The organism is Ruegeria sp. O11 (assembly GCF_056535285.1).
Window position 1 is genome coordinate 890,686 of the sequence record NZ_JBQERS010000001.1, and the last position, 26,241, is coordinate 916,926.

General features: G+C 57.7%; 27 protein-coding genes. 11 read left to right on the forward strand and 16 right to left on the reverse strand.

Features of this window, described 5'->3' with window-relative positions; all coding sequences use genetic code 11:
• Positions 1 to 1,353 (forward strand): DEAD/DEAH box helicase, encoded by a 1,353-nt coding sequence (locus tag ACRZ91_RS04430; protein ID WP_480902900.1) that lies wholly within the window; start codon positions 1 to 3, stop codon positions 1,351 to 1,353.
• On the opposite strand, the gene ACRZ91_RS04435 is transcribed toward ACRZ91_RS04430, so the two are convergent.
• Genes ACRZ91_RS04435 through ACRZ91_RS04445 form a run of 3 tightly spaced genes read right to left on the reverse strand, consistent with a single transcriptional unit; the run spans position 1,350 to position 3,372 of the window.
• Positions 1,350 to 2,252 carry an EamA family transporter gene (locus ACRZ91_RS04435; RefSeq protein ID WP_170540175.1) on the reverse strand — a complete coding sequence of 301 codons (903 nt, stop codon included), beginning with the start codon at positions 2,250 to 2,252 and terminating at the stop codon, positions 1,350 to 1,352. The two genes, ACRZ91_RS04430 and ACRZ91_RS04435, sit on opposite strands and share 4 nt — an antisense overlap.
• Before the next feature lie 21 nt (positions 2,253 to 2,273).
• Positions 2,274 to 3,176 carry a fatty acid desaturase gene (locus tag ACRZ91_RS04440; RefSeq protein ID WP_480902902.1) on the reverse strand — a complete coding sequence of 301 codons (903 nt, stop codon included), beginning with the start codon at positions 3,174 to 3,176 and terminating at the stop codon, positions 2,274 to 2,276.
• Positions 3,169 to 3,372: a DUF2061 domain-containing protein gene (locus ACRZ91_RS04445; RefSeq protein ID WP_480902904.1), complete on the reverse strand. Its 204-nt coding sequence runs from the start codon at positions 3,370 to 3,372 to the stop codon at positions 3,169 to 3,171. Before ACRZ91_RS04445 ends, ACRZ91_RS04440 begins: the two co-directional genes overlap by 8 nt.
• A gap of 108 nt (positions 3,373 to 3,480) precedes the next feature.
• Between ACRZ91_RS04445 and ACRZ91_RS04450 the strand changes: the two genes are divergently transcribed.
• The gene (locus ACRZ91_RS04450) at positions 3,481 to 4,347 is read left to right on the forward strand and encodes a helix-turn-helix domain-containing protein (RefSeq protein ID WP_170540181.1); all 867 of its coding nucleotides are present in this window, start codon (positions 3,481 to 3,483) and stop codon (positions 4,345 to 4,347) included.
• A gap of 76 nt (positions 4,348 to 4,423) precedes the next feature.
• The gene (locus ACRZ91_RS04455) at positions 4,424 to 4,606 is read left to right on the forward strand and encodes a hypothetical protein (protein WP_010440418.1); all 183 of its coding nucleotides are present in this window, start codon (positions 4,424 to 4,426) and stop codon (positions 4,604 to 4,606) included.
• A 1-nt stretch (position 4,607) separates the two neighbouring features.
• Here ACRZ91_RS04455 and ACRZ91_RS04460 read toward each other — a convergent pair whose 3' ends face one another.
• From ACRZ91_RS04460 to bcoG, 3 genes are read right to left on the reverse strand one after another with little or no spacing between them, the layout of a single operon-like run.
• The gene (locus ACRZ91_RS04460) at positions 4,608 to 5,369 is read right to left on the reverse strand and encodes an SDR family oxidoreductase (RefSeq protein ID WP_480902908.1); all 762 of its coding nucleotides are present in this window, start codon (positions 5,367 to 5,369) and stop codon (positions 4,608 to 4,610) included.
• On the reverse strand, positions 5,366 to 6,832 hold the full coding sequence (locus ACRZ91_RS04465; protein WP_480902910.1) for a carnitine 3-dehydrogenase: 1,467 nt from the start codon (positions 6,830 to 6,832) through the stop codon (positions 5,366 to 5,368). Before ACRZ91_RS04465 ends, ACRZ91_RS04460 begins: the two co-directional genes overlap by 4 nt.
• Positions 6,833 to 6,861: 29 nt before the next feature.
• A complete protein-coding gene (bcoG, locus tag ACRZ91_RS04470; protein ID WP_170781671.1) occupies positions 6,862 to 7,785 on the reverse strand; it encodes a 3-dehydrocarnitine:acetyl-CoA trimethylamine transferase BcoG in 924 nt (307 codons plus the stop codon).
• Positions 7,786 to 7,917: 132 nt separating this feature from the next.
• On the opposite strand from bcoG, the gene ACRZ91_RS04475 reads away from it, so the two are divergent.
• On the forward strand, positions 7,918 to 8,904 hold the full coding sequence (locus tag ACRZ91_RS04475) for a helix-turn-helix domain-containing protein (protein ID WP_170470746.1): 987 nt from the start codon (positions 7,918 to 7,920) through the stop codon (positions 8,902 to 8,904).
• 75 nt (positions 8,905 to 8,979) lie between these two features.
• Here ACRZ91_RS04475 and ACRZ91_RS04480 read toward each other — a convergent pair whose 3' ends face one another.
• From ACRZ91_RS04480 to ACRZ91_RS04490, 3 genes are read right to left on the reverse strand one after another with little or no spacing between them, the layout of a single operon-like run.
• Positions 8,980 to 10,026 carry an aldo/keto reductase gene (locus ACRZ91_RS04480; protein WP_480902913.1) on the reverse strand — a complete coding sequence of 349 codons (1,047 nt, stop codon included), beginning with the start codon at positions 10,024 to 10,026 and terminating at the stop codon, positions 8,980 to 8,982.
• A gap of 32 nt (positions 10,027 to 10,058) precedes the next feature.
• Positions 10,059 to 10,517, reverse strand: coding sequence for a DNA polymerase III subunit chi (locus tag ACRZ91_RS04485; protein ID WP_480902915.1), 459 nt, complete (start codon positions 10,515 to 10,517; stop codon positions 10,059 to 10,061).
• Positions 10,518 to 10,521: 4 nt separating this feature from the next.
• Complete coding sequence (locus tag ACRZ91_RS04490) at positions 10,522 to 12,000, reverse strand: leucyl aminopeptidase (RefSeq protein WP_480902918.1); 1,479 nt, start codon at positions 11,998 to 12,000, stop codon at positions 10,522 to 10,524.
• 219 nt (positions 12,001 to 12,219) lie between these two features.
• Between ACRZ91_RS04490 and lptG the strand changes: the two genes are divergently transcribed.
• The 5 genes from lptG (at position 12,220) to rsmA (ending at position 18,616) form a co-directional block, all read left to right on the forward strand.
• Positions 12,220 to 13,320 (forward strand): LPS export ABC transporter permease LptG, encoded by a 1,101-nt coding sequence (gene lptG, locus ACRZ91_RS04495; protein ID WP_480903386.1) that lies wholly within the window; start codon positions 12,220 to 12,222, stop codon positions 13,318 to 13,320.
• Positions 13,320 to 15,485, forward strand: a complete 2,166-nt coding sequence (locus ACRZ91_RS04500; RefSeq protein WP_480902920.1) for an LPS-assembly protein LptD — start codon at positions 13,320 to 13,322, stop codon at positions 15,483 to 15,485. Before lptG ends, ACRZ91_RS04500 begins: the two co-directional genes overlap by 1 nt.
• Positions 15,476 to 16,729: a peptidylprolyl isomerase gene (locus tag ACRZ91_RS04505; RefSeq protein WP_480902923.1), complete on the forward strand. Its 1,254-nt coding sequence runs from the start codon at positions 15,476 to 15,478 to the stop codon at positions 16,727 to 16,729. The genes ACRZ91_RS04500 and ACRZ91_RS04505 overlap by 10 nt, the downstream gene beginning before the upstream one ends.
• Positions 16,726 to 17,691: a 4-hydroxythreonine-4-phosphate dehydrogenase PdxA gene (gene pdxA, locus ACRZ91_RS04510; RefSeq protein ID WP_480902926.1), complete on the forward strand. Its 966-nt coding sequence runs from the start codon at positions 16,726 to 16,728 to the stop codon at positions 17,689 to 17,691. The genes ACRZ91_RS04505 and pdxA overlap by 4 nt, the downstream gene beginning before the upstream one ends.
• An 82-nt stretch (positions 17,692 to 17,773) precedes the next feature.
• Positions 17,774 to 18,616: a 16S rRNA (adenine(1518)-N(6)/adenine(1519)-N(6))-dimethyltransferase RsmA gene (rsmA, locus tag ACRZ91_RS04515; RefSeq protein WP_480902928.1), complete on the forward strand. Its 843-nt coding sequence runs from the start codon at positions 17,774 to 17,776 to the stop codon at positions 18,614 to 18,616.
• A 56-nt stretch (positions 18,617 to 18,672) separates the two neighbouring features.
• Here the strand turns inward: rsmA and ACRZ91_RS04520 are convergent, their stop codons facing one another.
• From ACRZ91_RS04520 to prfA, 3 genes are all read right to left on the reverse strand, one after another.
• Positions 18,673 to 19,251 carry a DUF4167 domain-containing protein gene (locus ACRZ91_RS04520; RefSeq protein ID WP_480902930.1) on the reverse strand — a complete coding sequence of 193 codons (579 nt, stop codon included), beginning with the start codon at positions 19,249 to 19,251 and terminating at the stop codon, positions 18,673 to 18,675.
• Positions 19,252 to 19,479: 228 nt separating this feature from the next.
• Positions 19,480 to 20,337 (reverse strand): peptide chain release factor N(5)-glutamine methyltransferase, encoded by an 858-nt coding sequence (gene prmC / locus ACRZ91_RS04525; protein ID WP_170470761.1) that lies wholly within the window; start codon positions 20,335 to 20,337, stop codon positions 19,480 to 19,482.
• The gene (prfA, locus tag ACRZ91_RS04530; protein WP_260026364.1) at positions 20,334 to 21,389 is read right to left on the reverse strand and encodes a peptide chain release factor 1; all 1,056 of its coding nucleotides are present in this window, start codon (positions 21,387 to 21,389) and stop codon (positions 20,334 to 20,336) included. The genes prmC and prfA overlap by 4 nt, the downstream gene beginning before the upstream one ends.
• Before the next feature lie 62 nt (positions 21,390 to 21,451).
• Between prfA and ACRZ91_RS04535 the strand changes: the two genes are divergently transcribed.
• Positions 21,452 to 21,754, forward strand: coding sequence for a hypothetical protein (locus tag ACRZ91_RS04535; protein ID WP_480902932.1), 303 nt, complete (start codon positions 21,452 to 21,454; stop codon positions 21,752 to 21,754).
• On the opposite strand, the gene ACRZ91_RS04540 is transcribed toward ACRZ91_RS04535, so the two are convergent.
• Genes ACRZ91_RS04540 through ACRZ91_RS04555 form a run of 4 tightly spaced genes read right to left on the reverse strand, consistent with a single transcriptional unit; the run spans position 21,680 to position 25,288 of the window.
• The gene (locus tag ACRZ91_RS04540; protein ID WP_480902934.1) at positions 21,680 to 22,081 is read right to left on the reverse strand and encodes a DUF1499 domain-containing protein; all 402 of its coding nucleotides are present in this window, start codon (positions 22,079 to 22,081) and stop codon (positions 21,680 to 21,682) included. The two genes, ACRZ91_RS04535 and ACRZ91_RS04540, sit on opposite strands and share 75 nt — an antisense overlap.
• Positions 22,082 to 22,136: 55 nt before the next feature.
• On the reverse strand, positions 22,137 to 23,084 hold the full coding sequence (gene speB, locus ACRZ91_RS04545) for an agmatinase (protein ID WP_480902936.1): 948 nt from the start codon (positions 23,082 to 23,084) through the stop codon (positions 22,137 to 22,139).
• 59 nt (positions 23,085 to 23,143) lie between these two features.
• Positions 23,144 to 24,112 (reverse strand): agmatinase, encoded by a 969-nt coding sequence (gene speB, locus ACRZ91_RS04550; protein WP_039535940.1) that lies wholly within the window; start codon positions 24,110 to 24,112, stop codon positions 23,144 to 23,146.
• A 12-nt stretch (positions 24,113 to 24,124) separates the two neighbouring features.
• Positions 24,125 to 25,288 carry a M20 aminoacylase family protein gene (locus ACRZ91_RS04555; protein ID WP_170773894.1) on the reverse strand — a complete coding sequence of 388 codons (1,164 nt, stop codon included), beginning with the start codon at positions 25,286 to 25,288 and terminating at the stop codon, positions 24,125 to 24,127.
• Between the two features lie 66 nt (positions 25,289 to 25,354).
• Between ACRZ91_RS04555 and mazG the strand changes: the two genes are divergently transcribed.
• The gene (gene mazG / locus ACRZ91_RS04560) at positions 25,355 to 26,212 is read left to right on the forward strand and encodes a nucleoside triphosphate pyrophosphohydrolase (RefSeq protein WP_480903388.1); all 858 of its coding nucleotides are present in this window, start codon (positions 25,355 to 25,357) and stop codon (positions 26,210 to 26,212) included.
• Positions 26,213 to 26,241: the final 29 nt, after the last annotated feature.

The following is a 26,241-nucleotide window of genomic DNA, read 5'->3' on the forward strand; positions in this document are numbered from 1 at the left end:
ATGACAAAATTTAACGAACTGAACCTGAACCCGAAGGTCCTCAAAGCCATTGAGGAAGCTGGATACGAAACTCCGACCCCGATCCAGGAAGGCGCAATTCCAGCCGCGCTGGAAGGGCGCGATGTTCTTGGGATCGCCCAGACTGGCACCGGCAAAACCGCCAGCTTCACCCTGCCGATGATCACTCTGTTGGCCCGTGGGCGTGCCCGCGCACGTATGCCTCGCTCACTAGTGCTGTGCCCGACGCGGGAACTGGCGGCACAAGTGGCCGAGAACTTCGACACCTACGCCAAGCACCTTAAGCTGACTAAAGCGCTGCTGATCGGTGGCGTTTCGTTCAAGGAACAAGATGCCCTGATCGATCGCGGTGTTGACGTGTTGATCGCCACTCCGGGCCGTCTGCTGGATCATTTCGAGCGTGGCAAACTGTTGCTGACCGGCGTGCAGATCATGGTTGTGGATGAGGCCGACCGGATGCTCGATATGGGTTTCATCCCTGATATCGAACGCATCTTTTCACTAACGCCATTTACCCGCCAGACCCTGTTCTTCTCGGCCACCATGGCGCCCGAGATCGAACGGATCACCGACACGTTCCTTTCTGCACCGACCCGGGTCGAAGTTGCGCGTCAGGCCACTGCCTCGGAAACCATCGAACAGGGAGTGGTGATGTTCAAAGGCGGTCGCCGGGATCGTGAGGCCAGCCAGAAACGCAAAACCCTGCGCGCTCTGATCGATGCCGAGGGCGACAAATGCACCAACGCGATCATCTTCTGCAACCGCAAGACCGATGTAGATATTTGCGCCAAATCGCTGAAGAAATACGGCTATAACGCTGCCGCGATTCATGGCGATTTAGACCAGTCTCAGCGGATGAAAACGCTGGACGGGTTCCGCGATGGATCCTTGCGGTTACTTGTTGCGTCAGACGTCGCGGCGCGGGGTCTGGATATCCCCTCGGTCAGCCATGTGTTCAACTTCGACGTTCCCGGCCATGCCGAGGATTATGTCCACCGTATCGGTCGTACTGGTCGGGCTGGACGTGAAGGCAAAGCGATCACGATCTGTTCGGGCCGCGATGAAAAGGCGCTGGCCGCGATCGAGAGCCTGATCCAGAAGGACATTCCGCGCATCGACAATCCGGTCAAGGTAGACGAGCCCAAGCCCGAAGCGCCAAAGCCTGAGAAAAAGGCCAAGGCCGCAGACAGCAAGAAAAGCGAAAGCCGGAAAGATCGTGAGCCCAAAAGTCGTGGCCGTGGGCGCCGCGACGATGGCGGGCCAGCAGTTGTGGGCATGGGGGATCACCTTCCCAGCTTTATCGCCCTCAGCTTTGACGAGCGTCGCGCCGGTTAGATCGCGAGTACAAGCGCCAATATCGACAGGCCCAATAACGCCATCCCGGCGACCTCTCGCCGGGTAATGGTTTCGCGGAAAAACAGCAGAGATGCGAACAGGCTTAGGATCAGTTCGATCTGACCCAGCGCCTTCACATAGGCCGCGTTCTGTAGTGTGAATGCAAAGAACCAGCAGAACGAACCGCATAGGCTGGTCAGACCTACGAAGATCCCGGTCTGACGGGTTTCCCACACTGCGCGCAGCTCGGCCCGGTCTCGCCACAACAGCCAAAGCCACATGCTGAGGAACTGGAACGTAACCACCGCAGCCAGCGTCACCAGTGCCCGGAACCACGCATCGATATCGCCCAGTTGCAGTGAGGCACCGCGATAGCTGACCGAGGAAAAGGCGAACAATACGCCTGACCCCAGACCAAGGCGCGAGGCTTTGTTTGTTAGATGTTGCCACCAAGCCCCGGTGCCTCCGGGTGTTTTTGACAGCAGCAGAACGGCCAGCAATCCAAGCAGAATTGCTCCAAGCGCCCCGGTTGACACCTGATCGCCGAGGATGAGGAACCCAACGATAGCGGTTTGAATAACCTCGGTTTTCTTGAACGTAATCCCAACTGCAAAGTTACGCTGCTTGAACAGCGCCACCACGCAGATCGTGGCCAATATCTGCGAGGTCCCGCCGATGACAGCAAAGATCCAGAACTTCGCCGTCAACGCTGGTAATTCGTACCCTGTCGCGCCCAAGGCTATAATAAGCCCCAGCAAGGCCAACGGCATCGAATAGGCAAATCGTGCAAATGTCGCCCCGGCAGCCGTAAGTTTCGCACTGCTCAGCGATTTCTGCAGCATGAACCGCACCGTCTGGAACGATGCGGCTGCGATGGTGACGGGAATCCATAAACTCATGGTTTCCCTTCTGTCGTTAAATCAAGGCTTTGGCCAGAGCGGATGCGCCACTGGATCCTTGGCGCGCCAAAAATATTCCCGAAATATTTGCGCATATGAACGGTATACATAGGCCTCGTTACAAGCCAGATAGCGCTCTTTTCCTGCACGGTAGAGTGTCGGCAAACGGTACCACGGCGCGGCTGGATTCATATGATGAACGACGTGCAGGTTGTTGTTAAGAAACAGAAATGCAAGGATGCCACGGTCTTCAACAATCACAGTCCGGGCACGGGATTTCTCATGGGCGCGATGCTCCAGGAATGTGCGGATCTTGACCAGACCCAGCCCGATATATGCAGATAAGGCAAAGGCCCAAATCGGCATTTGCGAAAGTGCAGCGATCCAAAGCACCGCAACAACGCCGGGCAAATGTAGCGCCCATGCCAACAGAATCTCCCGATCCCCGCGCAATGCACCTCGTATTTCATCCCTCAGGAACGCAATCTGCCCAATTGCAGGCCCCAGAACCATCCGCCCAAGCAGAGTATTGTTCACCTGATACATCCGCCTCTGCCAACCGGCCAGAGACGCCCAGACCTGCGGGTCAAGATAGTTGGTCTCAGGGTCATCGTAAGGATCGGTCAGGTTCGCATCACAGTGATGCGCCAGATGCAGGTCCCGAAACCGATTGTATGGAATGAACAAGGTCAGCGGCAGTGCCATCAGCGCCTCATTTAGCCATTTCTGGTGAAAGGGATGCCCGTGCAGCGCCTCATGGGTCAGCGAGGAATGCAAAGCGGCCACCAGCCCCATGACTGGGATTGCCAGCCAAAGAGACACATCAGCCAGCCAGAAGATCACGCCAAGCCAAACGGAATAACACGCGAGGATCAGGGCAAATGTCGCCCACTCGGGCGATTTGGGTGTGGTGGGATCAGCCATTGCGGCCCCACGAAATCCCGGCCCATACGCGTTCGTAAATCACGTACATCGTCAGACCAATGGCCGTGTTGACCAGAGCAACCATTCCCCCAAGCGCTGCCGAGCCTGTAGCGATCAAACCAACCAGCATCATCATCGCCAGTCCCATCGCATTCCACACCAGCGCTTTCACGACCGACCTGCGTCGCGTTTCCATTCCAGACCCCATTCTTGTTTTTGTAACACCAGCGTTACAGACACATCCAAGGGTCGGGAATTCTGAATATGATTAACAATTCACAACATAGGTGATATAAATCACCATATGATTGAAAAAATCGACAAACGGGATCGTGCCTCGCAGTTCCGGCAACGCCTGGCCAGGGCGATGCAAGATCGCGACGTCAGTCAGAGTGTGCTGGCACGTAGCATCGGTGTTGACCGATCAACTGTCTCACAATTGCTGACCGGAGCAGGCGCACGCCTGCCTAATGCGCATGTGGTTGGCAGCTGCGCCTCGGCGCTCGGGGTATCCGCCGACTGGTTGTTGGGCCTCTCCAACCGACCTGAAAGCGCGGCGGAATTGCTGGCCAGCTCCCTTACGCTGACTGAAGCCGCGCGAGCGCTTGTAGATGAGCGAATCTTTGAATGGCACCAAGAGGCCGCCGGCTACAAAATACGTTATGTCCCCGCCACCCTGCCCGACATGCTCAAGACCCGTGCAGTTTTAGAATGGGAATACGCTCCGCATTTGGGCCGTACTGCGGATCAAGCCATTGGCGCTTCGGCGGACCGGCTGGCCTGGATGCGCAGCGCTCAGTCCGATTATGAAATTGCGATGCCGCTTTATGAGCTCCACAGCTTTGCTCACGCCACCGGATACTACGAGGGGCTGCCCCTGCAGGTCCGGCTGGATCAGATCGACCATCTGCTAAGCCTATGCAAACAGCTCTACCCCCGCCTTCGAATTTATCTATTTGATGCCAAACGGCTTTACTCTGCCCCGGTTACGATATTCGGTCCGCTTCTATGTGTATTCTATGCTGGAAGCCACTATATGGCCTTCCGCGACCGCGACCGGATTGAGGTGTTCACTCTTCATTTCGATCGGCTTGTGCGCGAGGCGGAGATGACCGCCCGTGATTTCCCAACGCATTTGCAGCAATTGCGTGCCGAAATTACACAGACATGACCTGAGCGATATCTTGTTGTATAGTCACTTGGCGCGAACCCATAGACATTCCGATCTGAGATGGAGGATGACGGGAATGGACGCACTCAAAACCGCAGAATACGCACGTGCCCTTTACACGGCTCATGGAGATCGGGCTGAGGCCGAAGCTGCGCAGAAAATGCGCGAAAGCCAAGCTGCCGGAAACCAGCAGGAGGCGCAGGACTGGAAAGCCGTCCGCAGCGCCATCCGCCAGATCCGCGGCCCCAATCAGGGCTGATCTACAGTTTCGGGTCAGGATTGACTGTATGACCATCCACCGCGATCACCTGACCCGACACCAGCCGCGCCGCATCTGACGCCAAAAATACAGCCATGTTTGCAATGTCCCGCCCCTCGACGAAGCGGCCCATGGACGTGCCCGAGGCGTAACCGTTGTAAACCTGATCCCGGGTCATGCCCTTTGCAACGGCTTCGCGTTGCAGCACGCCCTCCATGCGTGGTCCTTCTACTGAACCGGGGCAGATTACATTACATCGGATTCCGTGCGGCCCCAATTCCATCGCCAGCGTTTTGCCCAAGCCCACCATGCCCCATTTCGCCGCCGCATAAGGTGCGCGGTTGGGATAGCCGTATTGGCCTGCAGTCGAAGACGTGATTAGGATCGCACCACTCCTCTGCCGCTTCATTATTGGAGCAGCATATTTGGAACACAAAAACGCCCCTTCCAGATTTACTGAAAGGCAAGAACGCCAATCAGTTAGAGGCACATCCTCAACCGCAGCGGTCGGCCCGGCGACACCTGCATTCGCGCACAGCACGTCGAGCCCACCCCACGCGGCCTCAACTTCTTTGAATGTAGATGAAACAGCGGTTTCATCCGAAACGTCTAATAGGCTTTGCTTCCAGTCTGATGGACATTCTGCCAGCGCATCTACGTCAATATCCGCCACCCAGACCTGCGCCCCGGCAGCATCAAACGCCTCCGCCATTGCGCGACCGACACCCGAGGCGCCGGCAGTAATCAGAACCCGGCTGGTCATGCAGGCTTGCGGATCGCAGCGCCCGCACCTTCCGGATAAGGCAATCCGGCCTGCGCCTCAGAAATCCGCGCCATCGCGGCCTCGATTTCGGGTGATGGCGGACTGGGGCGGCGGGTTTCAAGGCTGACATGCAACAAAAAGCTTTCGCCAGTGGCCAACAACGTCTCACCTTCGTACATGCTGTGGAAGACATGCAGCTTCTTGCCCTGCCCCAACAGCATCTGCGTACGGCACTCGATCCGCGAACCGGCATGGGTCTCTTGCATATATCGGATGTGGTTCTCGGCGGTGAAATAGCTGCCGCCAGTCGAGATATACTCCATGTCGCAGCCGATTATCTCCATGAACCGATCCGTGGCGGCTGCAAAAGCTTCAAGGTATTTGGCCTCGTTCATATGGCCGTTGTAATCCGTCCAATCCAGCGGCACGGCGCGCGATAGCGTCAGAATGGGCTGGCTCAGATCCGCTTGATCCAGGGTCGGCAAGGCTCCCGGTTTCAGCGCAGCGTCATGTTGGTTCAACACCGCCCCGGCCCCGTAGTTCTGCGCCTTCAGCGCCCGCATCATGCCCACAAGGTTGTTGTCGCGAATGCGCTCCAACTCCCTAATTGAGTGCATGCCCGATTGTGCATCCGACTGATCTGCGATCATATCAACCAGTTCATCGGTGAACTCGGGCACGTCCATCAGCTTGGTCCAGGGCCATTTCAGCGCCGGACCAAACTGCGCCATGAAATGCCGCATCCCGGCTTCGCCCCCGGCCACGCGATAGGTTTCGAACAGCCCCATCTGCGCCCAGCGGATGCCAAACCCCATGCGGATGGCTTCGTCGATCTCCTCGGTTGTTGCGATACCGTCCCTGACCAGCCACAGCGCCTCGCGCCAGACGGCCTCAAGGAAACGGTCCGCGATATGCGCGTCGATCTCTTTTTTGACATGCAACGGAAAGAACCCGACCGAGGTCAGCAGTTCCTTCGCCTTAGCGACCATCTCAGGCGTATTTTTGTCAGTCGGCACAAGTTCGATCAACGGCAACAGATAAACTGGGTTGAATGGATGCGTGACCACGATTTGCTCGGGCCGCGACGCACCTTCCTGCAGCTCAGACGGTTTGAACCCGCTTGTCGAGGACCCAATGATGGCACCGGGGTCACATGCCTCCTGCAGACTTTTGTAAACCTTCAGTTTCAGGTCGAGCCGCTCCGGTACGCTTTCCTGAATCCACATGGCGCCGTCCACGGCGTCGCCAATCTCATCATGGAAACTCATCACCCCCTCCGGCGGCAGGGGCACATCGCTCAGGCCTGGCAGAGAGCGGCGTGCATTGACCAGCACCTCGCCAATCTTGCGTTCCGCCTCCGGATCCGGATCAAACACCCGAACATCCCAGCCATTCAGGAGAAACCGCGCAGCCCATCCGCCGCCGATCACACCGCCACCAATGATTGCAGCAATCTTTTTCATATCGCTTGACCTTACTCGTAGTGCGGGCCTCAGCCCGCCACTCCTGCCGGTGCCCGCTTGACCAGACCCAGTTTCTCACGCACTTCCTGTGGCCCGATCACGCGTGCGCCCATGTTTTCGATGATACTGCCCGCACGTTCAACCAGTTGCCAGTTCTCGGCCAATACACCCTTCTCTAGCCACAGATTGTCCTCTAACCCGACACGCACATTGCCACCCGCCAGAACCGATGCCGCCACGTAGGCCATCTCATTCCGACCCAATGAAAACGCACTGAACGTCCAGTCATCTGGCACGTTGTTTACCATCGCCATGAAGGTGTTCAGATCATCCGGCGCGCCCCAGGGCACACCCATGCACAGTTGCACCAGCGCATTCGGTTCTAGAACACCCTCTTTCACCAGTTGTTTGGCAAACCACAGATGACCGGTATCAAAGGCCTCGATCTCGGGCTTCACACCCAGATCGGTCATCATTTGCCCCATCGCGCGCAAGGCGCCGGGGGTATTGGTCATCACATAGTCGGCTTCGGCAAAGTTCATCGTGCCACAATCCAAGGTGCAGATTTCCGGCAAGCACTCGGCCACGTGTGCCACACGCTCGGTAGCACCAACCAGATCGGTTCCGGCCTCCGCCAATGGCAGCGGATTTTCGATCCCGCCGAACACCATGTCTCCGCCCATGCCAGCCGTCAGGTTCAGCACTGCATCAACCTCAGCATCACGTATACGGTCCGTCACCTCACGATACAGCGCCAGATCGCGCGACGGTGCACCCGTCTCAGGGTCGCGCACATGGCAGTGCACCACCGCCGCACCGGCCTTGGCTGCAGCAATCGCGCTGTCGGCGATTTGCTTGGGTGAGCGCGGGACATGAGGGCTGCGATCCTGTGTTCCGCCCGACCCAGTCACGGCACAGGTGATAAAGACTTCGCGGTTCATTTCCAAAGGCATGGCGTTTTCCCCAGCTTATACCCGGTTTTACCTAAGGTTTTCCCCAGGCTTCTCCCCGGATTCCGATTTGCGTCAACGCCAACTCTGGCGCAGCCTTGGACAAACCACTTGGCAGAATGCGAATCAGACTTGATGAAATCCGCAAAAAACATACTCCAACCTGAACATCGCGCCCTGAAAACGGCGGTGCTGGTGCTGGACGAATGCAACACGCTCAGCTTTGCTGCTGCGGTCGACCCGATGCGCGCAGCCAACAGATTAGCAGACCGGCCCGCTTTTGACTGGGACTACGTCACCGCCACTGCTGAGCCCGCCATGTTGACGAGCGCTCTGAATGTACAAGGCATCCCATTGGCACGCCTGCAAGGCTGCGACCTGATGATTGTCGTTGCGGGCTTCCAACTCGCACGTCACGCAACGCCTAGCCTACTTGCCGGTCTTCGCCGGATCGCCGCCTCTGGCGCTACAATGGCTGGGATAGATGGCGGCCCCTGGTTGCTGGCCGAGGCTGGACTGCTGGATGGTCACGCTGCAACGACCCATTGGGAGGACTTGGAGAATTTTTCTGCCCGCTTCCCGAATGTCGATGTGCGACCCGACCGGTTCACCGTGTCCGAAAACCGCCTGACCTCGGGCGGTGCTGTCCCAGCGATCGATATGATGCTGCACATCATCGCCGCCCGCCATGGTGCTGGATTTGCTGCCCGGGTCTCCGGACTGTTCCTCTACGAAGGCACATCCGAACCCTCAAAACCGCAAAGCCGTACCGGAGCGCCGCATCGCCATACTGCCCTGACCGCCAAGGCAAACTCGCTGATGGAATCATCTCTGGATGAACCCCTTCCACTGGCTGACATCGCTGACGCTCTCGGCACCAGCGCCCGCACCCTACAGCAGCAATTCCGGCTACGCCTGAATACCACACCGCAAGACCACTACCTGCAACTCAGACTGGCCGAGGCACGCCGACTCGTCACCGATACCGACATTCCTTTGATGGATGTGGCACTCGCCACAGGCTTCGCGTCACAATCGAGCTTCGCCCGCGCCTTCCGCACCGCACATGGCCTATCGGCCCGCGACCTCAGGCAAGACCGCACACAACCCACCCATCACTGAGGCGATCCAGCTTCATCTGGCCAAAAATACCTCGGGGGAGTCGCCAAAGGCGACGGGGGCATAGCCCCCATCCCTTCAATATGGCATCGGAAACGCCCGGTGCGCCGCACTGATCTCGGCCATCACTTCGGACGACAGCTTCAGATCCTTGCCCACCAGAATATGCTCCAACTGCGCCACCGTCGTCGCGCCAAAAATGGTCGATCCCATAAACGGCCGGCTGCAACACCACGCCAAGGACATGTGCACCGGATCCAACCCGTGTCGCTGCGCGATATCCAGATAAGCAGCCACAGCATCATACACGCGATCCGTTTTGCGCCCGCCCATATTCGGGACTAACGCCATGCGTGATCCTTCTGGAATAGCACCACCTTGATATTTCCCCGTAAGAAAACCCGCCGCCAAGGGTGAGAACGACAGCAACCCGACATCTTCGAGCAAACACAATTCAGCCAGATCCGTATCGAACAACCGGCAGAGCAGCGAATACTCGTTCTGGATCGACGCGACCCGAGGTCCGCCGACCTCATCCGATGCCCGCAACCACTGCGCGGTGCCCCATGCGCTCTCGTTCGACAGACCAAAGGCGCGGATATTTCCTTTATCCACCTGTTGTTGCAGCGCCACTAGACTCTCGCGCATCTCATCCACGATCTCATTCCGGTTGTGCCCCAAGGGCGCATAGTCCCAGTTCTGCCGGAACATGTAGCTGCCGCGATTTGGCCAATGGAACTGATAGAGGTCGATGACATCCGTCTGCAATCGACGCAATGATCCTTCAATCGCCTCAGGAATGGTTTCTTTCGAGATCGGAGCCCCATTGCGCGCATGCACGAACCCCTCACCGGAATGCTTCGTGGCCAGCACATAGTCCCCACGACGCGAGGGATTGGCGGCATTCCAGTTGCCCAGAATCTCTTCAGTCCGCCCGATTGTTTCCTTGGAAATTGGATTTACCGGATACATCTCGGCGGCGTCGACAAAGTTGATTCCACCCGCAAGCGCCATATCCATCTGGCGGTGCGCCTCAGCTTCCGATGTTTGTGTGCCAAAAGTCATTGTGCCCAGACATAAATCCGACACCATGATCCCGGTACGCCCCAAAGGCTTCATATCCATTTAAAATCTCCCAAAAAAAATAATGCTGCCGATCAAGCCTCGGCCTTCTTCTCCCATCGTCCGGATTCCTCGGACCAATATTGAGCCGCGCATCCTGAGCCGGTCAGGGATTTCCATTGCCCACGCGCATGTTGCACCGCCTCCGGGTCGTTGCCGTCAAACAGAATACAGACACGCTCCAACGCCGAAACCTCTTCCGCCTCAATCGGTGCCCCATCGACGGCCATCACGCAAGTCGCCCCATTGGCGGCCTCTGGTCCGGTCGTCAGCAAAATCGGCTGCGCCGCGTCATGCGGGCCACCTTCACGGCCATGTGGCAGGAACCCCTCTTCGGGACCCAGCCACAGTTTTTCATCCAGCCAGTCCATCCGCGCTGGGTCAATCCCCCGCACGGCAATCCGCCACCCGGCCTGCCGCGCCTTGTCCAACAGCACAGGCAGGGTGTGTTCCAACGGCTGACGAGTTAGGTGGTAGAAATAGACCGCGCCCACGGATCTATTCGCCCGTGGTCTCGAAATTGTCCTGTACGAAGCGGCTTAGCGCACGGACGCCCCAGCCGGTGGCCCCTTTGGGCGCATAAGACGTCTCGGAGGACACCGAGGCCACACCAGCGATATCGAGGTGAATCCAAGGTGTCTCTTCCTTGACAAAGCGCTGCAGGAACTGCGCCGCGGTGATCGAACCGGCTGGACGTCCCCCTACGTTCTTCATATCCGCAATGCGTGATTTTAACTGCTTGTCATAACCTTCGCCCAATGGCAGCCGCCATGCGCCCTCATCCTCGGCCTTGGCGGATTTCAGGAAGGCATCACAGAACGTGTCATTGTTCGAAAACACGCCGGCATTCTCATGCCCAAGTCCGATGATCACTGCCCCAGTCAAAGTGGCCAGATCGATCATGCCCACCGGCTGGAACCGATCCTGCGCGTACCACATGACGTCGCACAGAACCAAACGACCCTCGGCGTCGGTGTTGATGATCTCAACAGTGTCGCCTTTCATCGATTTGACGACATCACCGGGGCGTGAAGCATTGCCCGACGGCATGTTCTCGACCAACCCGACCAGCCCCACGACATTGGCCTTTGCCTTGCGCTTGGCCAGCGCTCGCATGGTTCCGGCAACAACACCCGCGCCGCCCATGTCCATGGTCATGTCTTCCATGCCACCCGCGGGCTTCAGCGAGATACCCCCGGTATCGAACACAACACCCTTGCCGACCAAGGCCAGCGGCGCGTCATCCTTGTCACCACCATCCCACTGCATCACCACAACTTTCGAGGGGCTGACTGAGCCCTGCCCGACGCTCAGCAGCGTGCGCATGCCCAGTTCGGCCAACTTGTCTTCTTCCAGCACCTCGACCTTCAGGCCCAGCGATTCCATCTCGACCAACCTGTCCGCGAATTCGGTTGTCGTCAGCACATTTGCGGGTTCATTTGTCAGATCCCGTGTCATGCGCACCCCATCCGCGACGGCATAGAGCGGCGTAAATTTGGCCTCGGCCTCTTCCGGTTTAGAATGACCGATAACGATCTCGCCTGTCGGATCAGAATCTTTGGTTTTGTGGACATCAAAATCGTAGGCCCTCAGAACCATGCCCAAAGCCAACTCTTCGATTCGCGCGTGGTTGGCGGCCATGACCAGCACGGATTTACCAGCAGACAGCTTTGCCAGATTAGCCCCGGCCTTTCGTGCTTCGTCGAAATCGGGTCGGCGCGGCAGGACCAAAATATCCAGCGCCTCCGCCTCCATTCCTGCCGGCCATGCCAGCGAAATCACATCACCCGATTTCACTTTGCTGAAACGCTCGCTTTCGACCAGCCGCGCAATACCACCTTTGGTCAAACGATTGGCCCGTCGCGCGGCAGGGCTCATCTTGCCATCGGCGGGAATGAGAATGGCCACGCGCCCTTCGGCCTGCGCCATCGCATCAAGGTCAAAAGGGGTGAAACGGACGGGCATGAGACTGCTCATATCATTCTCCTGAAAAATGCGTTGCCCAAGACCTAGCCCGCGCAGCCACCGTTGACCAGATAGCAGTTTTCCCCGCCGGGCAATTGCATTATGGTCGCGCGAAAATAACGGCAGGCTCGGGGGAGAGAACGTGACACCAATCGGCAGTTACAGGCCGTCGCGCATGATTCCATGCCCGATCGTGATTCTTGGATGCCGGGGTTTGACGGGGATGCCCACGTGATCCTCGACCGCTATTTTGCCCGCCGCTTTATCCAAAGCTTTCTCATAATCGGCGGAATATTTCTGACTTTGATGATCCTGATCGATCTGATCGAGCAGGTGCGCCGGTTCGATGGTACTGGCCTGTCCTTCGGTCAGCTATTGCAGTTGACGCTTCTCAACACGCCCGCCGCGATTAGCGAGATGCTACCCCTTTTGATGATCTTGGCCACTATTGCTTTGTTCGTTGGCCTTGCCCGCAGTTCCGAATTGGTCGTGACCCGAGCCATCGGCCGGTCTGGAATCCGCGCGCTACTGGCCCCGGTATTGCTGGCGTTGACAATTGGAACACTCGCGATTGCTTTGCTGAACCCGATTGCCGCTGCCACCTCAGAAGAATTTCAGCGTCTGTCGGATGGTTACCGAAACCAAGGCAGTTCGGCCCTTTCGATCAGCCGCGAAGGGCTATGGCTGCGCCAGGGTTCAGCCAATGGCCAGTCAGTGATCCACGCAACCGGCACGGTCAACGGAGACAGGTTCGCCTTGAAAGACGTAACCATCACCACATTCGCACCCGACGGTAAACCGAACCAACAAATTTCAGCCCAACAGGCCGATCTTGAGGATGGGTTCTGGACCCTGCATCAGGCCAAGATCTGGCCTATTCAGGATGACCTTAACCCCGAAGCAAATTCCAGCACGCACGAGGTACTGAACCTCCCGACAACGCTGACACGAGATCGGATTCTGGACACTTTGGGACAGCAGGATTCAGTATCGGTCTACGACCTGCCGCAATTGATCCGAGATCTGGAAGAGGCCGGATTTTCTACCAAACAGTATGAAGTCTGGTTGCAGGTACAACTTGCGCGGCCGCTGTTTCTGGTCTCAATGGTCTTGATCGGTGCGGCCTTTACAATGCGCCATGTCCGGTTTGGTGGCACGGGTGTTGCTGTACTAACTGCCGTTTTGCTGGGGTTCGGCATTTATTTCATTCGAAACTTTGCGCAAATTCTTGGCGAGAACGGACAATTGCCGATCCTTGTTGCGGCCTGGGCTCCACCTTTTGCGGGTATCCTTTTGTCACTGGGTCTTTTGCTTCATGCGGAGGACGGCTGATGCGCCCTATCCTCTCCTTACTACTTTCGACCGCATTGATCCTGTCCCTGCCCGCTGTTGCTATGGCACAGTCGGAAGTGCCAGGCGCCACCAACGACACCGGTGCGACTGAGCAAAATCAACCAGCCCTACTTGTGGCCGATGAGATTTTCATCACCCCGGACCGCAAACTGGTCGCCGAAGGAAATGTCGAAGCTTTTCAGGGCGACGTGAAACTCACAGCCCAAAGCGTCACCTATGATCGTGAAACAGGTGAGCTGACTCTGGTCGGCCCGATCCGGATCGATCAAGGTGGGGACAGCACATTGCTGGCCGAATCTGCACAATTGGATAGCGGCATCCAGAATGGCCTGTTGATGGGCGCGCGTATGGTATTTGAGCAGCAGGTTCAGATCGCTTCGGTCCAAGCTACCCGTGCGGCGGGGCGATACACACAGTTCAGCAAAGTGGCGGCAACCTCATGTCATGTCTGCGCAAACGGCACCCCTCCGATCTGGCAAATTCGCGCACGCAAAGTCACGCATGATCAGCTCGAAAGGCAACTGTATTTCGAAGGCGCCCAGTTCCGCATTCTGGATGTACCTGTCTTCTATTTCCCCACCCTGCGCCTGCCCGATCCAACTCTCGAACGCGCGACAGGTTTCCTGGTGCCATCAATCCGCACGACCTCTCAATTGAGTACCGGAGTACAGGTTCCCTACTTCTTCAAGATCGGAGACCACAAAGACCTGACGTTGACCCCCTATCTGTCATCCAAAACCCGTACCCTCGGGTTTCGCTACAGGCAGGCCTTCAAAGCCGGCGGCATCCGTCTGAGAGGGGCCTATACCCGAGACGATTTGCAACCCGGTGAAGATCGCGGATACCTATTTGCTGATGGTCGCTTCAGCCTGGGAAACAGCTATCGACTGACGTTTGACATCAAGACAACCTCGGATGACTCATATCTGGCTGACTATGGCCTGCCCGATTTTGATCGCCTGCGCAGCGAAATCGCCCTTGAAAGGATCAAGCGCGACACCGCATTCAAGACCAGCTTCATCCACTACAAAAGTCTGCGGGATAGCGAAAATCAGGACGAAATCCCATCGCGTATCTTCGACCTTAACTATCGAAAACGTTTATTTCCCAAAGCCCTCGGGGGCGAAGTTCAACTGGCCTTTCTTGGCCACACCCACACACGCACCAGCGATGAGGATATTGTTGGGCGCGATGTCGCCCGCGCGACTTTTGACGCAGAATGGCTGCGCAACTGGACTTTCGCAACCGGGCTACGTGCAGAGGCCCAGCTAGGCGCAGCAATTGACACGTTCAACATCAGAAATGACAGCAGTTACCCGAACAATGTAACGCGCTCGACGCCGCGCGCGGCCTTTACTTTGCGCTACCCAATGTTGCGACGCGAGCAATCTGGTGCGACGCAAATCCTGGAACCTATTGCACAAATCGGCTGGACACATGTTTCAGATAACGATGTGCCCAACGACGAAAGCACATTTCAAGAGCTCGATCAGGGCAATCTGCTGGCACTTTCGCGATTTCCTGCGCCTGACAGGCGTGAAGATGGCACAACCGCCGTGGTCGGCTTGAATTGGTCCCGCTACAACGCTGATGGTTGGCGTGCGCTCGCAACAATTGGGCAAGTTTTTCGGTCTGACGCCGATCCGGATTTCACGCTGACATCAGGATTGCAGGGGACCAAATCGGATATTCTTTTGGCCGGTCAACTTAACAATGGCAAAGGTTTGACACTGGCGGCACGTGGACTGCTGAATAATGACTTCAGTTTTACGAAAGCCGAGTTGCGCGCAGCGTGGGTCAAAGGAGATACGGCACTATCTGGCGGCTATATCTGGCTGGAACCGGACCCGGCTGAAGCTAACAATGACGAAATATCAGAGCTGCGCATATCGGGTCGCTATCGCGTAGATCAGAACTGGCTGACCCGCGCCAGCGCGCGCTATGATTTCAGCGAATCTGAGCCGCTCCGCCTGGGGTTTGGTTTGACCTACCAGAATGAGTGCGTGCAGGTGAATGTGAACGTCAACAGACGTTTTACCTCCACATCAAGTATTGAGCCTTCGACGGAATTCGGCTTTACCGTAGCCCTGACAGGGTACTCCGTCGAAGGCAATGGACAAAAGTTTAAGAGAAGATGCAGTTGATCTCAGGTTTCACAAAATCTCTTCGCGCGGGCTATCGTAATTCGGTCCTGCCGGTGTTGGCTGCCGCGTTTGTTGCCCTGGCGACACCCCCGGCCCAGAGTCAAAGCCTTTTCTCTCCTGCAATCCGGGTCAATCAAGACATTGTCACTTGGTATGAACTGCAACAGCGCCAACAGTTTCTGGATCTTCTGGGTATCCCCGGCAGTTCCGACACAGAAGTCCGCAATGCACTTATCGATGACAGGCTGCGTAAACAGGCTATGCGTGATGCCGGGATTCAGGCGACGCCGGAAGATGTTCAATCTGGAATTGATGAATTCGCCTCACGCGGCAACCTAAGCACGGACGAGTTTCTAAGACTACTGAACGAAGAGGGTGTTTCCACGGAAACCGTACGGGATTTCGTGGCCGATCAATTATCCTGGCGGGATTATGTCGCCACTCGCTTTTTGTCGCAGGCCCGGCCGAGCGAGGATGAAATCAATCGCGCACTGGGACAGGGCGGCGGCGGCGGCTTGCAGGTTTTATTGTCAGAAATCATCATTCCAATAACCCCACAAACACTGGCTCAAGCCGAGGCTCTGGCCGACGAAATTGCATTGCTCCCTGATCAGGAGAGCTTTTCGGCCGCCGCAACACAGTACTCAGCAGCGGCTACACGTGAAAATGGCGGGCGGCTCGAATGGCTTTCGATCACGAATCTGCCGCCCGCTCTGCAGCCGGTCATCCTGGGCCTGAAAAATGGTGAGATTACTGATCCGCTTGCGCTGCCAAACGCGGTGGCGCTATTCCAGATGAGGGGTATCCGTGAAACAGCGGGCAGTGCTCCGCGATATTCCGAAATCGACTACGCCATCTATTACCTCCCAGGTGGCCGCAATACAGATACACTCGCAAAAGCTACCAAACTCAAGGAAGAGATCGACACCTGCGATGATCTCTATGGATTGGCCAAGGGTCAGTCGCCGGATATTCTTGATCGTATCACCGCTAAACCGTCCGAGATACCACGCGATGTTGCATTGGAACTGGCCAAACTTGACCCAAATGAGGTTTCAACTGCACTGACACGAAACAACGGTCAGACGCTGATGTTCCTGATGCTGTGCAACAGAACCCGCGATCTGGGTGAAGAAACGACCCGAGTGGACGTAGCCAACGCGCTGACACAACAACGCTTGCAGGCTCTTGCAGACAGCCTGCTGGAACAGCTCCGAGCCGAAGCCGTCATCATCGAGCAATGACACCACCTATCGCACTCAGCTGCGGCGAACCTGCAGGAATAGGCCCCGAGATCGCGGCCAAAGCCTGGCAATCATTGCGCGATGAATGCCCGTTCTTCTATATCGGCGATGCCTCGCACCTCCCGGCAGGCACTCCGATCACTCGGATATCCGACCCAGCAGAAGCCCGTGCAGCAAGCGCCACTGCCCTGCCCGTTCTGCATGTCGAGTTTTCGTCTATTAATACACCCGGACATCCCGAAGCCAAAAATGCGCCCGCTGTCGTTGATGCTATTGAACGGGGTGTCGAGTTGGTCCAATCCGGTGCAGCATCGGCGCTTTGTACAGCACCGATCCACAAGAAGGCACTGATCGATGGGGCTGGATTTGCGTTTCCGGGACATACCGAATTCCTAGCATCACTGGCGGGACAGTCGCGCGTCGTGATGATGCTCGCGAGCGATCAATTGCGGGTGGTACCAGCCACCATCCATATTCCGCTATCGCAAGTCACAAGCGCGCTCACTCCAGAAGTTTTGCGTGAAACGATCGAGATCACCGCACGGGGTTTGCGCGACCAGTTTGGCATCCCCAATCCCAGAATCGCCGTGGCTGGATTGAACCCCCACGCGGGCGAAGAGGGAAAGATGGGGACTGAGGAGCTCGACTGGATCGCGCCGCTGATCGCCGATTTGTCACCCATTGGCTATTCAGTGACCGGCCCGCACCCCGCAGATACCATGTTCCATGCCGCGGCACGTGCGCGCTACGACGCGGCGATTGCAATGTATCACGACCAGGCGCTGATCCCGATCAAAACGCTGGATTTTGACCGAGGTGTAAACGTGACGCTGGGCCTGCCCTTCGTCAGAACCTCGCCAGATCACGGCACGGCCTTGGACATTGCAGGCCAAGGCATCGCAAACCCAACCAGCCTGATCGAGGCGCTCAGACTGGCCCAGAAGATGGCGCAATCTCGCTAATGCTTCATCTGGCCAAAAAATATCCCCGCCGGAGGCAAAAAATATCTGGCGCACCAAATCCAATCCGAACAACGATTAAGCCATGAGCGCCATCGACTCCCTCCCCCCGCTGCGCGAGGTTATCGCCACCCATCAGCTCTCGGCCCGCAAATCGCTGGGTCAGAACTTTCTGCTCGACCTCAACCTGACGGCAAAGATCGCGCGGCAGGCCGGAGACCTGGACGAATGCGATGTCCTTGAGATCGGGCCGGGACCTGGTGGTTTGACCCGTGGCCTGCTGTCTGAGGGGGCCCGCAAAGTCGTCGCCGTTGAAAAAGACACTCGCTGCATCGCAGCCTTGAACGATATTGCCGCCGCTTATCCCGGCAGGCTCGAGGTCATCAACGGTGATGCGCTGGAAATCGATCCATTGGCCCATCTGACGCCTCCGATTCGCGTGGCCGCGAACCTGCCTTATAATGTCGGAACCGAGCTTCTGGTCCGCTGGCTCACCCCGCCCGATTGGCCACCTTTCTGGCAAAGCCTGACCCTTATGTTCCAGCGCGAAGTGGCCCAGCGTATCGTTGCCCAACCCGGCAGCAAGGCCTATGGCCGCCTTGCCATCCTCGCCCAATGGCGGGCCGAAGCGCGCATCGCGATGTCCCTGCCGCCCGGAGCGTTCACACCTCCACCGAAGGTCTCCAGTGCGGTGGTTCACCTGACAGCGTTGCCCGAGCCCCGGTATCCAGCGGACGCCCGCACCCTGTCCCGCGTGGTCGCGGCGGCCTTCAATCAACGTCGCAAGATGCTGCGTGCCTCGCTCAAAGCTACGGCCCCGGATATCGAAGACCGCCTGCTTGCCGCTGGTATCAAACCCACTGAACGCGCCGAGCAGATTCCGCTGGAAGCTTTCTGTGCCTTGGCTCGCGAAATTCAGAAACCCTGATCGCAATAAAAAGCCCCGGGTAAAAACCTCGGGGCTTTTGTCGGCGTGAGCCGATCTTATTCGGCCGCTTCTGGTGCGTCGCCTGTATCGGCGGGCGTATCCTCAGCTGCAGGCGGTGCTTTGGGCTTGCGCGCCCGCGGTTTACGCGCCGGCTTTTCCTTCTTCTCCTGAGTCGGAGCTTCGGCACCTTTGCTTTCGGGTGTCTCGACCAACCCGCTTTCAGGTGTCGGTTCGGCCGAGGCGAAATCCATCACATCAGGTTGTGGAGCTTCGGCAGGGTCCGCCTGACGAGCCGCTTCGCGCTCCTGACGTTCGGCACGCTCACGGTCACGTTCAGCTTGCCGTTCGCGGTTCTGGCGCTCTTGCTCTTCGCGGCGCGCTTCGATCTCGCGCTGCGCCTCGCTCAGCATGCGCAGGTAATGCTCGGCGTGTTGCTGAAAGTTCTCAGCCGCCACACGGTCATTCGACAGCTGTGCGTCGCGCGCCAGTTGGTTGTATTTGTCAATGATCTGCTGCGGTGTGCCACGCACTTTGCCCTCAGGACCCGAGCTGTCGAAAACCCGGTTTACGACGTTGCCGCCAGAAGGACGATTGCGGTTGTTCTTGGCCCGCGAGCGGGATTTGGAAGATCTCATCTTACTTTACGTCAGCCTTATCAATTCACTGTCGATCAACCCGTATCTAACGCTGCTCAGTGGCTTTGTGCCGTTACGCGCTATCGACTTTTTGGGCTTGGCGTCAGGGGTGCGCTGAAACAGCGTCAACCTCGCCGACTAATCCTGAGTAAACATGTCCTGAGCGCTCAGACAAGAGGATTCTCACAATTGTCGCAGCTTTTTTACATCAATCGGCATTTTTCAGCTTCAGATTCCCCTGGATGGTGGCATTCTTGCCCCTACAACCCGGTCACGCCCGTCCAGGTCAGGGATCACCTGCGTGCGCGTCAGTCCAGCGGCATCAAATAACGCTGAGACATAAGCCCCTTGTGTTGGACCGATTTCTACCAAAATACGCCCGCCAGGCATCAGATAATCTGGGGCCGAGGCCGCTATACGACGGTACGCGTCCAATCCGTCGCCCTCATCCGTCAAAGCCATGCGCGGCTCATGCTCACGTACTTCCGGCGAAAGATCATTCATTTCTTCCGCCGAAATATAAGGCGGATTCGAAACAATCAGGTCAAATTGCCCCTGAATGTTTTCAAACCAATCCGACCGCCGAATCTCCAAACGCGCCTGAACTTGATGCTGAACAGCATTGGCGCTGGCCTGCAGGCAGGCCGCTTCGCTCAAATCCACCCCGACGCCCGAGGCGCTCGCCCGTTCAGCTAGCAAGGTAATCAAGATACAGCCCGAGCCCAAACCCAGGTCCAGAACATGATCGAACGGTTCACTTAGAGCTGCTTCGATCAAAGCTTCGGTTTCGGGACGAGGGTCAAGTACATCACGGCTGACCCGGAACCGACGACCATAGAATTCGCGCTCGCCCAGAAGGTGCGACACCGGCACCCGGATGGCACGAAGAGAAATCAACTGGTCATAGCGCTCTGCGATATCAACGGGCAGTTCCTCGGGTGCGATCAGCGTCACACGGCTGGCCTCGATCCGTGCCGCATGGGCCAGCAGCACCCGCGCATCCCGCGCCGGATCGGGCACCCCTGCCGCGCGCAAACGCGCGGTGGCGGCTACCATGGCCTGCGCAGCTGTCAGTGCCGCAATCATTGCGCCATCTCGGCCAGCAGCCGGGCCTGATCATCTGCGGTTAGCGCATCAATCACCTCATCCAGATCGCCCTGCATCACCTGATCCAGCTTATAGAGCGTCAGGTTGATGCGGTGATCCGTCATACGACCCTGTGGGAAATTATAAGTCCTGATCCGTTCCGACCGGTCACCCGAGCCCACTTGGCTGGCGCGATCCGCTGACCGCTCACTGTCGATCCGCTGCCGCTCCAGATCGTAAAGGCGCGTTTTCAGCACCTGCATCGCAATCTCACGGTTGCGATGTTGCGATTTCTCGGAGCTGGTCACCACGATACCGCTGGGCAGGTGCGTGATCCGCACCGCCGAATCCGTCGTATTAACGTGCTGCCCACCCGCGCCGGAACTGCGCATCGTGTCGATGCGGATGTCATTCGCGTCGATCTGGATGTCTACATCCTCAGCCTCAGGCAAAACCGCGACGGTCGCTGCCGAAGTGTGAATACGCCCGCCGCTTTCGGTTTCGGGCACACGCTGTACCCGATGCACGCCAGATTCATATTTCATCCGCGCAAAGACGTTGTCGCCCTTGATATGAGCCACTACTTCTTTGATCCCGCCGAGATCCGAGGCCTGTTCCTCAATGATTTCAAACTGCCAGCCACGCGCCTCGGAGTATCGCTGGTACATCCGCAGCAGGTCTCCGGCGAACAGAGCCGCCTCATCGCCACCTGTACCGGGCCGTATCTCCAGCATCGCCGGGCGCGCATCCGCCGCGTCTTTGGGCAATAATGCCAGCTGCAAGGCATGTTCGGCCTCGGGGATTTGCGCCTGCAATTCGGGAATTTCCTCCTCGGCCAGCTCTTTCATGTCTGGGTCGGCCAGCATCGCTTCGGCCTCGGCCAAATCGGAGACCAACAAACGCCATGCCATGATCTGATCAACCACCGGCTTGAGGTCGGAATACTCCTTAGCCAAGGCCGCAATATCTCCGCCCGATGCGCCATCAGCCATGGCCGCTTCGAGGTATTGGAATCGCTGGGTGATCTGTTCTAGGCGTTCTTCGGGGATCATCCGCGCGGTGTCTATCATCCGGGGGCTTTGGTCAAGGCCTTGCCTTGTGCTAGGCTTAGCGCATGAAACGACTGATCCTGGCCCTGACACTTGTTGCAGCCCCTGGTATGGCCGACGTTGTTGGCCCCGGGGGCAAGGTGCAGGACTGCTATTGCACCGACAAATCAGGCACCCGCGTCGAATTGGGAGAGATGATCTGTCTGCAGGTCGACGGCCGCATGTTCATGGCCCAATGCCAGATGTCGTTGAACGTGCCCATGTGGCGTGAAGTGCAGGAAGGATGTTTGTCGTCAGGGCTGCCGCAAAGCAAGCCAGTGGGTGACCCGCTGTCGATTGACGCCGAAATCTTTCCGACCAAATCTTGAGCGCGCATAGATGCGCAGCATATCCCCGTCATGCTGCACGGTGGTGTAGTCGGGGAACCCGAATACCCTGGAACGGGTGACATAGGTTATCATTCCCTCTTCGATCGAACCTGCCAGCACGGTCGTGCGCGGTGTCGCACGGGCAATATGATCGAGTTGCTCCAGCCCTCCCGGGGCTGCCTCAACGACCCGCGCTACGCCGTTCCTGAAATCTCGATCCACGCCTTCGGGGGCAACATGCCAGCGCGTTGGGTCAGACGGCGCAATACGAACATATGCGCCCATCGCAATGCCCACCGAAATCAACAGCCAAAGCACCATTTTCATCTGCCCTTCGATCCCTTTGCGCAAAGCCTACCCGGTCCGAGGGCGACCAACACCCCTATCGTGGCGTCACGCCCGGCAGAATGCACAGCATCTCGAACAGCAGATTTGCTGCCGTCAGCGCCGTATTGCCCGACGGATCATATGGCGGAGAGACCTCTACCAGATCACAGCCCACCACGTTCATTCCTGCCAGTGCATGGATCAGCTGTAGCGCCTGTGGCGTTGTCAGACCCGCGATCTCGGGCGTGCCGGTGCCGGGCGCATAAGCCGGATCGAGGCTGTCGATGTCATAGGTGATATAGACCGGATGATCACTGACCATCTTGCGGATAAGTGAGCCGATCTCGGTCAGGTTTAGCTGCCACAACTCCCACGCGGGGTATTGGCGAAACCCCCAGCCCTGCGCCTCGGTAAAGTCGCTGGCGGCATAGCCTGATCCGCGAATGCCGATCTGGAAGGTCTTGTCAGGGACAATCAGTCTTTCCTCATAGGCTCGTCGAAAGACGGTGCCATGGGTCTCTTTCTCGCCAAACATCTCGTCATTGACATCGGCATGAGCGTCCACATGCACCAGAGCCACCGGCCCGTGTTTGGCCGCCATTGCCCGCAGGATCGGCAGGGTGATCGAATGATCCCCTCCCATCGCCACCGGGGTCACGCCCTGCGCCAGAATACCGTCATAGCTGTCCTTGATGATCTTAAGACTATCAGCCAGCGAGAAGGTGTTGATCGCCAAATCTCCAATATCAGCGATCTGCAGATGTTCGAACGGGGCCGCGCCATTGGCCATGTTATAGGGCCGTATCATCGCACTTTCGCTGCGGATCTGCTTGGGTCCGAACCGAGTGCCCGACCGCCAAGAAGTGCCGATATCCATCGGAACCCCGAGGATCGCCACGTCCAGCCCTTCAAGCGACGACGCCTGCGGCAGACGCATGAATGTATTCGGCCCCGAAAACCGCGCCAGATCATTGCCTCCAATGGGTTGGTTATATTCGGTCATGTACTGTCTCCGATCCGGTGCCTTACCAAGCAGATACCGGGATTATGCCTAACCAAAGGTTAAGGCTTCACCAGCTTGTTCCACCCCAACAGGCATATGATCTGCGTCGCCACATGGGCCCCCGCAATCGCCGTCGCACCAGATGTGTCGTATGGCGGAGAAACCTCGACCACATCACCACCTTTGATGTTGATACCGGCAATGTCGCGCAGGATGATTTGCGCCTGAATGGAGCTCAGCCCACCCCAGACCGGTGTCCCGGTGCCCGGGGCAAAAGCCGGATCAAGACCGTCGATGTCGAAACTCAGATAAACGGGTCTATCGCCCAGTATTCCTTTGATCTTCTGCGCCACGGCGGCGGGTCCGGATTCATAAACCTCGCGTGCATCGATGATGTTGACGCCCAGCGTGTCCTCGTTCGTCGTGCGTATCCCAACCTGAACCGAGCGTTTCGGGTCCACGATCCCCGATTTCACCGCTTTGTAGAACATCGTCCCATGGTCTACGCGGGACATGTCGTCATCGGCCCAAGTGTCCGTGTGCGCATCGAATTGCAGCAGGGACATCGGCCCATATTTCTCGGCATAAGCCTTGAGGATCGGGAAGCTGATATAATGATCCCCGCCCAGCGTGACCGAAGCGACATCGGCCTTCAGAATGGTACGGATGTGATCGGTCAGGGTGTCGGGAAAGGCCGGGATATTGGCATAGTCATAGGCCATGTCGCCATAATCCACGATGGCCAGCTCACTCAGAGCATCAAAAGGCCAGCCATAAGGCGCATCAGGCGATTGCAACGCACTGGCCTCGCGGATCGCACGAGGGCCAAGCCGGGTTCCGGGGCGGTTTGTCACCGCCTGATCGAAAGGCACGCCGGTTACCGCGATATCCGCTCCGGTCAGGTCTTTGGTATAAAGCCGCCGCAGGAATGAGGTCGCGCCACCAAAAGTGTTCTCATAGGACAGCCCCTTGAGATCGGGGTTGGTGAACGCCTCATCCACCTGGTTCTTTGCATCTTCCAGTGCCATGTCTTTTCCCTGTCAGCCCAACGGCTGAGCCTTTTCGACGATCCGCGCAAAGAAGGACGCTCCGATCGGCGCGACGTCGTCATTGAAGTTGTATTTCGGATGGTGCAGTCCTGCGCCCTCTCCTTGTCCCATGAACAGATAAGCACCGGGTCGGGCCTGCAGCATATAGGAAAAATCCTCTGCCCCCATCTCGCGTCCAGCATTATCCTTCACACGTTCCGCACCGGAAACATCCCGCGCCACTTCGGCCGCAAACGCGGCCTTGTCGGCATCATTGATGGTGGCAGGATACCCCTCTTGATACTCCAGTTTGGCCTCAACACCGTACGAGGCCGCCTGCCCTGCCACAATCTGCGCCATCCGTTCTTTGACCATTTTCTGCACTACAGGATCAAAGGTGCGGACAGTGCCGTTCAAATAAGCGGTGTCGGGAATGACATTGTTCACCGTTCCGGTGTGAATCTGCGTCACTGATACCACCAGATCGTCAAGCGCATAGTGATTGCGACTGACAATTGTCTGGATTGCCTGCGCCATCCCGCAGGCCGCCATCACCGGGTCTTTCGTTTCGTGTGGCATGGCCCCGTGGCCGCCAACACCTTGAATATGGATCTCGAACGTATCCACAGCTGCCATCAGCGGCCCCGGCGTGGTCTCGAACAGACCTTCAGGCCGACCCGGAGTGTTATGGATGCCATAGACCTGAGAGATATCGAACCGATCCATGATGCCTTCTTCAACCATGACGCCTGCGCCACCACCTTCTTCCTCGGCGGGCTGAAAGATCAGCGCAACGCGACCCGCGAAATTCCGCGTCTCAGCCAGATAGCGCGCTGCGCCTAACAGCATGGTCGTATGCCCGTCATGACCACACGCATGCATCATGCCGGGGTTCTTCGAAGCGTAATCTACGCCCGTCTCCTCGGTAATCGGCAGCGCATCCATATCGGCACGCAGGCCAATGGTCGGACCCTCGCCCTGCCCATTGATGATCGCGACCATGCCTGTTTTGGCGATCCCTTCGTGCAGCTCATCCACGCCGAACTCGCGTAGACGCTCGGCCACGAAAGCAGCGGTCTCATAGCATTCGAATTCCAGTTCGGGGATGGTGTGAAGGTGCTGGCGCCACTTGGCCATATCGGCGGCGTAATCGGCAATTCGGTTGACGACGGGCATCTGGGGTGGACTCCTGATCCTGACTGCGGGATGGATGCATCTGACACCGGAACGAAAGGGTTCGCAATGGCCGAAAATCCTCTGATCCACGACGCGGACGCGGGTATCGAGCGTTTGCTGGAAATCATGCGCCGTCTGCGCGACCCTGAAACTGGCTGCCCGTGGGATATCGAACAGGATTTTTCGACAATTGCCCCCTATACGATCGAAGAAGCCTATGAGGTCGCAGATGCCATCGAACGCAAGGCCTATGACGAGTTGAAAGGGGAGCTGGGTGACCTGCTGTTCCAATCCGTCTTTCACGCGCAAATGGCTGAAGAGGCTGGGCATTTCACCTTTCAGGACGTAGTGCGCACCATGTCGGACAAGATGGTTGACCGGCACCCGCATGTGTTCGGTGACGAATCCCGTGACAAGTCCGCCGACCAACAGACGAAGGATTGGGAGACCATCAAAGCCGCCGAACGCGCGGGCAAAGAACAGAAAGGCGCACTGGACGGCGTCGCCGCCAACCTGCCTGCTTTGCTACGTGCGCATAAACTGCAGAAACGTGCCGCGCGTGTGGGCTTTGACTGGCCCGACGCCAGCCATGTGCTGGCAAAGATCACCGAGGAGGCCGCCGAACTGGAAGAAGCGCGCGACAGCATGGATGCCGATGCGCTGGAAGATGAATTCGGTGATCTGCTGTTCGTGATCGTCAACCTCGGCCGCCACTTAGATATCGAACCCGAAGCCGCCCTGCGCCGCACAAACGCCAAGTTCACCCGCCGCTTCGAGAAGGTCGAAGCCCGGCTGGCCGAACGCGGAAGAACGCCCTCTCAAAGTGATCTGGCCGAGATGGACGCGCTCTGGGATGAGGTGAAAATCGAAGAACATCGCGCCAATGGCAAACTCCCGCCGGTGGATGCCCCGACAGGGGCGTAATTCGGCTAGACAAGTCCCGCGACACTTGC